Source organism: Variovorax sp. 20P10.2.4, from assembly GCF_058244205.1.
In genome coordinates this window covers 1-7,353 of the sequence record NZ_JBZAYE010000375.1, presented here as the reverse complement: position 1 = coordinate 7,353, position 7,353 = coordinate 1, and the positions used below count along the sequence as shown (strand labels likewise).

Sequence of the window (7,353 nt, the reverse complement as noted above, 5' to 3'; positions counted from 1 at the left end):
TGCCGCACGTGGTAGGCCGCGCTCTCGCCGGTGGCCGCGACCAGCGCGCGCAGCACCGGCAGCACGATGCGGTCGAGCGATTGCGCGGCCGCGTAGAGCCCGTGCAGCCGCGCGATCTCCGAACCGAGCGCATAGCGGCCGTCGTCCTGGCGGCGGATCAGCCGTGCGTGCTCGAGCGAGGCCAGGAGGCGCAGCACCGTGCTCTTGTAGAGCTGCGTGCGCTCGGCGAACTGCGCGAGCGACAGCGCCTCGTCGCCGGGGCGGAAAGCGCCGAGCAGGCTCAAGGCGCGGTCGACCGCGGCCGCGCCTCCGGGCGCGGCATCGCGGTCGGACATCGATTCGGTCTGGGCTTTGCGGGGCATGGGCAGGGTGGGTGGCTTGACAGCGATGCCGGGGCCGGCGTCTAATTCTGTTCTGCAAAATATAGTTCTGTCAGATAGAACTGTCAAATTTCCGATGACAACTCCCGATGTGCTCATCAGCGAGGTCGGTCCGCGCGACGGCCTGCAATCGGTCGCGGCCACCATGCCGACGGACCACAAACTGCGCTGGATCGACGCGCTGCATGCCGCCGGCGTGCGCGAGATCGAGGTCGCCTCCTTCGTGCCCGCGAAGCTGCTGCCCCAGATGGCCGACGCGGCCGAGGTGGTGCGCCATGCGATCACCCTGCCCGGCCTCACCGTGATGGCGCTGGTGCCCAACCGCAAGGGCGCGCAGGCCGCGCTCGAGGCCGGCGTGCACAAGCTCACCATGCCGGTGTCGGCCAGCGTGGCGCATTCGCTGGCCAACGTGCGCAAGACGCCCACCGAGATGGTCGAGGAGGTGCGTGCCATCGCCGAGCTGCGGCGCGCGATCGCGCCGCAGGTGAAGCTCGAGGCCGGCATCTCCACCGCCTTCGGCTGCACCCTGCAGGGCCTGGTGCCCGAGGACGACGTGATCCGGCTCGCCGCCCAGTGCATCGAGGCCGGCGCCGACGAGTCGGGCCTGTCGGACACCGTGGGCTATGCCAATCCCGCCCAGGTGCGCCGGCTGTTCAAGCGGCTGCGCGCCGAGCTCGGCCGCCACGCCGGCGCGGCCCACATGCACAACACGCGCGGCCTCGGCATCGCCAACTGCCTCGCGGCCTGGGACGAGGGCGTGCGTACCTTCGACGCCTCGCTCGGCGGCCTCGGCGGCTGCCCCTACGCGCCCGGCGCCTCGGGCAACGCGGTCACCGAGGACCTGGTCTTCATGTTCGAGGCCATGGGCGTGCGCACCGGCATCGACATCGCCCAACTCATCGCGGCGCGCGCGCCGCTCATGGCCGGCCTGCCCGGCGAACCGGTCTACGGCATGACGCCCGAGGCCGGCCTGCCCAAGGGCTTCGTCCAGGAGAACACCGCCCATGGCTGATACGAATCCGCTGCCCTACGCCGGCGTGCGCGTGGTCGAGTTCACCCACATGGTGATGGGGCCCACCTGCGGCCTGATCCTGGCCGACCTCGGCGCCGAGGTCATCAAGGTCGAGCCGGTCGAGGGCGACAACACGCGCCGCCTGCTCGGCTCGGGCGCGGGCTTCTTCCCGACCTTCAACCGCAACAAGAAGAGCATCGCGCTCGACCTCAAGCAGCCCGAGGGCATCGAGGCCGCGCTGCGGCTGATCGCCACGGCCGACATCGTGAGCGAGAACTTCAAGCCCGGCACGATGAAGAAGCTGGGCCTCGACTACGACACGCTCAAGACCCTGCACCCGGGCCTGATCTACGTGAGCCACAAGGGCTTCCTGCCCGGTCCCTACGACCATCGCACCGCGCTCGACGAGGTGGTGCAGATGATGGGCGGCCTGGCCTACATGACCGGCCGCTCGGGCGATCCGCTGCGCGCGGGCACCAGCGTCAACGACATCATGGGCGGCATGTTCGGCGCCATCGGCGCGATGGCCGCGCTGCGCCAGCGCGAGCTCACGGGCAAGGGCTGCGAGGTGCAGTCGGCGCTGTTCGAGAACAACGTGTTCCTGGTGGCGCAGCACATGATGCAGTTCGCCGCCACCGGCAAGCCGGCCGACCCGATGCCCAGCCGCATCTCGGCCTGGGCGGTGTACGACGTGTTCACCGTCAAGGACGGCGAGCAGATCTTCCTCGCGGCCGTCAGCGACAAGCAGTGGGCCGTGTTCTGCCAGGCCTTCGGCCTCGAGGAACTGGCCACCGACCCGCGCCTGAAGACCAACAACGACCGCGTGCTGGCGCGCGAATGGATGATGCCGATCCTGCGCTCGCACCTCGCCGGGCGCAGCGCGGCCGAGCTCGCCGCGGTGTTCGAGCAGAACGAGCTGCCGTTCGCGCCCATCACCAAGCCGCAGGCGCTGTTCGACGACCCGCACCTCAACGCCACCGGCGGCCTCGCGCCGGTGCGCATGAACGACGGCCACATGGCCAAGGTGCCGCTGGCACCGTTCACCCTCGACGGCGTGCGGCCCGGCATCCGCCTGCAGCCGCCGCGCCTGGGCGAACACACCGTCGAGCTGCTGCGCGAAGCCGGCTACGACGACGCAGCGATCGAGGCGCTCCGGCGCCGCCACATCACCACAGGAGACTGATCCCATGACATCCATCCCACGGCGCGGCCTGCTGGCCGGCGCCGCGACCGCGTTCGCCTGCGCCCTGGCGCTCACCGCCTGGCCGGCCCATGCCGACACCGCCTGGCCCGACAAGCCGGTGCGCCTGGTCGTGCCCTACACGCCCGGCGGCGCCACCGACATCGTTTCGCGGCTGGTCGCGCAGAAGCTCGCCGAGGACACGAAGTGGAGCTTCATCGTCGACAACCGCGCGGGCGGCAACGGCAACATCGGCATCGACGTGGTCGCCAAGGCCAAGCCCGACGGCTACACCATCGGCATGGGCCAGACCGCGAACCTCGCGATCAACCCGACGCTGTTCCCGAAGATGCCCTACGACGCGCTGAAGGACGTGGTGCCGGTCTCGGTCGTCGCCGCGCAGCCCGTGGTGCTGGTGGTGCGCGCCGATTCGCCCTACCGCTCGCTGGCCGACTTCGTCGCCGCGGCCAAGGCCAGGCCCGGCGAGATCAAGCAGGCGCTGGCCGGCACCGGCACCCTGGGCCACATGGCCGGCGAGGTGCTCGCCAAGCGCGTGGGCTTCAAGGTGCTCAACGTGCCCTACAAGGGCGCGGCGCCGGCCATCACCGACCTGCTCGGCGGCCAGACCGACTGCATGTTCGCGACGCCGCAGGGCGCACTGTCGATGGTCAAGGCCGGCAAGCTGCGCGCGCTGGCCGTGACCTCGACCAAGCGGCTGCCGGTGATGCCCGACATCCCCACCGTGGCCGAGACCTACAAGGGCTTCGAGGCGGTCGACTGGAAGGCGGTGGTGGTGCCCGCGGGCACGCCGAGCGAGATCGTGAAGAAGCTCAATGCCGCGATCGACAAGGCGCTGGCCAAGCCCGCGACCATCGCGCAGCTGCAGGCCGAGGGCAGCATGCCGGTGGGCGGCAGCCCCGAGCAGGCGGCGCAGTACGTGCGCGCCGAACATGCGCGCTGGGGCGCGGCGGTGCGCGAGGCCGGGGTGCAGCCCGAATAGCCGGTCCCCGGGATGAGCCCGCGCGGCGCCGGGCTTCCCGCCGCCTCTATATAGTTCGGGCGCCATGGACCGCCTGAAGCAGCTCGAATCCTTCGTCTCGGTCGCCACGCGCGGCAGCCTCACCGCGGCCGCCAAGGCCGAGGGCGTGGCGCCCGCGATCATGGGGCGCCGGCTCGATGCGCTCGAGGAGCGCCTGGGCGTGAAGCTGCTGGTTCGCACCACGCGGCGCATCACGCTCACGCACGAGGGCAGCGCCTTCCTCGAGGACTGCCAGCGCCTGCTGGTGGAGTTCGCCAATGCCGAGGCCAGCGTGAGCGCGGGCGGCGTCAAGGCCAGCGGCCACCTGCGCGTGACCGCGCCCGCGGGCTTCGGCCGGCGCCACGTCGCGCCGCTGGTGCCCCGCTTCCATGCGCTGCATCCCGAGGTGACGATCTCGCTGAACCTCAGCGACCGCGTGGTCGACGTGGCCGGCGAGAGCTTCGACTGCGCGGTGCGCGTGGGCGACCTGCCCGATTCCTCGCTGGTCAGCGTGCGGCTGGCCGACAACCGGCGCCGCTGCGTGGCCACGCCCGAGTTCGTGCTGCGCCACGGCGCGCCGCGCCATCCGAACGAGCTGGCGCGCTTCGCCTGCCTCGCGCTCACCAGCGACGCCTCGCAGACGCGCGGCTGGGCCTTCCGCATTCCCGACGCCCAGGGCGGCCACGAGCTGATCCACCTGCGGCCCAGCGGCCCGCTCGACTGCTCCGACGGCCAGGTGCTGCACGACTGGTGCCTGGCCGGCCACGGCATCGCCTGGCGCAGCACCTGGGAGGTCGAGGCCGAGATCGACGCCGGGCTGCTGGTGCCGCTGCTCGACGAGTTCGCGGCACCGCCCAACGGCATCTACGCGGTGTTCGCGGGCGCCAAGCACCTGCCGCTGCGCGTGCGACTGTGGCTTGATTTCCTCAAAGACCAATACGGGCGGCCCGAATTCTGGGGTGGACGGACCTGAGCCGGGCGCGTGGCTGCACAATCTGTTTGCATTTGCAAACCCCACGCGCCCCGACGAAGAGAACGCCACGATGACCCTCGAAGCCATCCTCGCCTACCTGCATCTGCTGGCCATCCTCACGATGGTCGTCTTCATCGCCAGCGAGGCGGCGCTGTGCCGCGTCGAGTGGCTCAATGCCGCGGTGGTCGAGCGGCTCGCGCGCGTCGACATGGTCTACGGCATCGCCGCCGTGTCCGTGCTGCTGACCGGCATCGCGCGCACCCTCTGGGGCGTGAAGGGCACGGCCTGGTACTGGACCAACCCGCTGCTGCACCTGAAGCTGGGCCTGTTCATCGTGGTCGGCGTGCTGTCGATCTTCCCGACCCTGAACTACCTGCGCTGGCGCAAGGCGCTGCGCGCCAGCGGCACGCTGCCGTCGGAGGCCGAGGTGAAGAAGACGCGCAAGTTGGTGATGATCCAGGCCCACCTGATCGCCGTGATTCCACTGGCCGCTGTGTTCTTCGCGCGCGGCTTCGGCAGCAAGTAGCCGCATGGCGAGCGCCGGCATCCAGTTCCTGTTTGCCGGCACGATCTTCGGCAGCGCCTTTCTTCTCTTCCTCGTCCAGCCGCTGATCGCGAAGCAGATCCTGCCGTGGTTCGGCGGCTCGGCCGCCGTGTGGTCGATCTGCATGGTGTTCTTCCAGGTCGCGCTGCTCGCGGGCTATGCGTATTCGGACTGGATCTCACGCCACCTGCGCATGCGCGCGCAGGCGCTGCTCCATGTCGCGCTACTCCTCGCGAGCCTGGCCTTTTTGCCGATCGTGGCCGGCGCGCAGTGGAAGCCGGCCGGCGCCGAGGATCCGGCCTGGCGCATCCTGGGCCTGCTGGTGGGCACCATCGGCCTGCCGTATTTCCTGCTCTCGACCACCGGCCCGCTGGTGCAGTCCTGGGTGTCGCGCACGCCCTGGGGCGCGCGCGTGTACCGCTACTTCTCGCTGTCGAACCTCGCATCGCTGCTCTCGCTGCTGAGCTACCCGGTGCTGATCGAGCCGCGCAGCACGCTGATGCAGCAGGCCATCGGCTGGTCGTGGGGCTACGCGGGCTTCGTCGTGCTCTGCGCGGGCACCACGCTGTACATGGCGCGCCGCTGGAACCACGACCTGCCGGCCGTCGCCGCATCGACCGATGCGCCCGTCGCGTCGCCGCGCCGTATCGACCAGCTGCTGTGGCTCGCGCTGCCCGCGCTCGGCTCCTGGCTGCTGCTGGCCGTCACCAACCACATCACGCAGAACATCGCGGCCGTGCCCTTCCTCTGGGTGCTGCCGCTGTCGCTCTACCTGCTGACCTTCGTGCTGTGCTTCGAGAGCGACCGCTGGTACCGGCGCGGCCTGTTCGTGCCACTCGCGGCCGCGATGCTGGCGCTGTGCGCCTACCAGCTGCAGGACGGCGCCGGGCTCAAGATCCACACCGCGCTGACGATCCACGTGGCGGGCCTGTTCGTGCTGTGCATGTTCCTGCACGGCGAGACCGCGCGGCTGCGGCCCGGTCCCGCGCACCTCACGCGCTTCTACCTGATGCTGTCGCTGGGCGGCGCCATCGGCGGCGTGACGGTCGGGCTGGGCGCGCCCTACCTGCTGCCGGCCTACTACGAGCTCGGCATCGGGCTGGTGCTGGCGGCGCTGCTCGGCGCGCTGGTGCTGCGCGCGCGCTGGCTGCTGTGGGTGCCCGGCCTGGGGCTCGCGGCCTGCTGCGCCTGGCTGCTCTCGGAGCAGGTGCGCAGCGACCACGAGGGCCTGCGCACCCTGGGGCGCAATTTCTACGGCTCGATGCACACCTACGACGTGCGGCGCCAGGACCCGCCCGACTACGTGCGCCAGTTCGTCCACGGCTCGATCAAGCATGGCGAGCAGTTCCTCTCGCCCGAGCGCCGCCGCGAACCCACCACCTACTACGGCGCCACCTCGGGCATCGGTCGCGCCATCGAGGCGCTGCCGATCGGCGCGCGCCGCGTCGGGCTGATCGGGCTGGGCGCCGGCACGCTCGCGACCTACGGGCGCACGGGCGACGTCTACCGTTTCTACGAGATCAATCCCGAGGTGTTCGACATCGCGGACCGCGAATTCACCTTCCTGCGCGACAGCCGCGCGCAGATCGAGCGCGTGCTCGGCGACGCGCGGCTGGCGCTGGAGCGCGAGAGCGCGCAGGGCTTCGACGTGCTGGCGGTCGATGCCTTCTCGGGCGACTCGGTGCCGGTGCACCTGCTGACCGCGCAGGCCATGCAGGTCTATCTGCGGCATCTGCGGCCCGACGGCGTGGTGGCCTTCCACGTCACCAACCACTTCCTCGCGCTCGCGCCCGTGGTGGCCCGCATCGCGCAGTCGCAGGGGCTGCACGCGGTGCTGGTGAGCGACGACGCGGAGGATTCGGCCTGGCTGCACGCCACCGACTGGGTGCTGGTGGCGCGCGATCCGCAGGTGCTGGCGCGCGCACCGATCGCCGCGGCGGCCCAGCCGATCGCGGTCGACCCCACCGCGCGGCCCTGGACCGACGACTACAACAACCTGTTGGGCGTGCTCAAGTAACAAAGCCCGCACGAGGCGGGCTTTGTTTACAAAGGTTGCGGAGAAAAGCGGTCTCAGCCCTTGGCGGCGTCCGCTTCGCACTTCTTGACGAAGCTGTTCTTGGCGGCGCCGGCCAGCGCCTTGCCGTTCTTGTCGACCGCCTTGGCGGCGCAGGCGGGGGCGGCGGCGGCCTTGGCTTCCTTCTCGCACTTCTTGATCGAGCTGGCCTTGGCGGCGCCGGCCAGGGCCT

7 protein-coding genes are annotated in these 7,353 nt (G+C 70.7%); 6 read left to right on the top strand and 1 reads right to left on the bottom strand.

Going from position 1 to position 7,353, the window contains the following annotated elements; translation table 11 throughout:
* Positions 1 to 362: helix-turn-helix domain-containing protein (locus AC27VN_RS27370; RefSeq protein ID WP_490878560.1), on the bottom strand; the 362-nt coding region annotated here is incomplete at its 3' end.
* Positions 363 to 456: 94 nt separating this feature from the next.
* On the opposite strand from AC27VN_RS27370, the gene AC27VN_RS27365 reads away from it, so the two are divergent.
* The 6 genes from AC27VN_RS27365 to AC27VN_RS27340 all read left to right on the top strand — a co-directional run bounded on the left by AC27VN_RS27365 (position 457) and on the right by AC27VN_RS27340 (position 7,124).
* Positions 457 to 1,392: a hydroxymethylglutaryl-CoA lyase gene (locus AC27VN_RS27365; protein WP_490878559.1), complete on the top strand. Its 936-nt coding sequence runs from the start codon at positions 457 to 459 to the stop codon at positions 1,390 to 1,392.
* Complete coding sequence (locus AC27VN_RS27360; protein WP_209545999.1) at positions 1,385 to 2,575, top strand: CaiB/BaiF CoA transferase family protein; 1,191 nt, start codon at positions 1,385 to 1,387, stop codon at positions 2,573 to 2,575. Before AC27VN_RS27365 ends, AC27VN_RS27360 begins: the two co-directional genes overlap by 8 nt.
* A 4-nt stretch (positions 2,576 to 2,579) precedes the next feature.
* Complete coding sequence (locus tag AC27VN_RS27355; RefSeq protein ID WP_490878558.1) at positions 2,580 to 3,572, top strand: Bug family tripartite tricarboxylate transporter substrate binding protein; 993 nt, start codon at positions 2,580 to 2,582, stop codon at positions 3,570 to 3,572.
* A 64-nt stretch (positions 3,573 to 3,636) separates the two neighbouring features.
* Positions 3,637 to 4,563 carry a LysR family transcriptional regulator gene (locus AC27VN_RS27350; protein ID WP_490878557.1) on the top strand — a complete coding sequence of 309 codons (927 nt, stop codon included), beginning with the start codon at positions 3,637 to 3,639 and terminating at the stop codon, positions 4,561 to 4,563.
* Between the two features lie 70 nt (positions 4,564 to 4,633).
* Complete coding sequence (locus AC27VN_RS27345) at positions 4,634 to 5,089, top strand: DUF2214 family protein (RefSeq protein WP_093350618.1); 456 nt, start codon at positions 4,634 to 4,636, stop codon at positions 5,087 to 5,089.
* A gap of 4 nt (positions 5,090 to 5,093) precedes the next feature.
* Positions 5,094 to 7,124 carry a spermidine synthase gene (locus AC27VN_RS27340; RefSeq protein WP_490878556.1) on the top strand — a complete coding sequence of 677 codons (2,031 nt, stop codon included), beginning with the start codon at positions 5,094 to 5,096 and terminating at the stop codon, positions 7,122 to 7,124.
* Positions 7,125 to 7,353 lie beyond the last annotated feature (229 nt).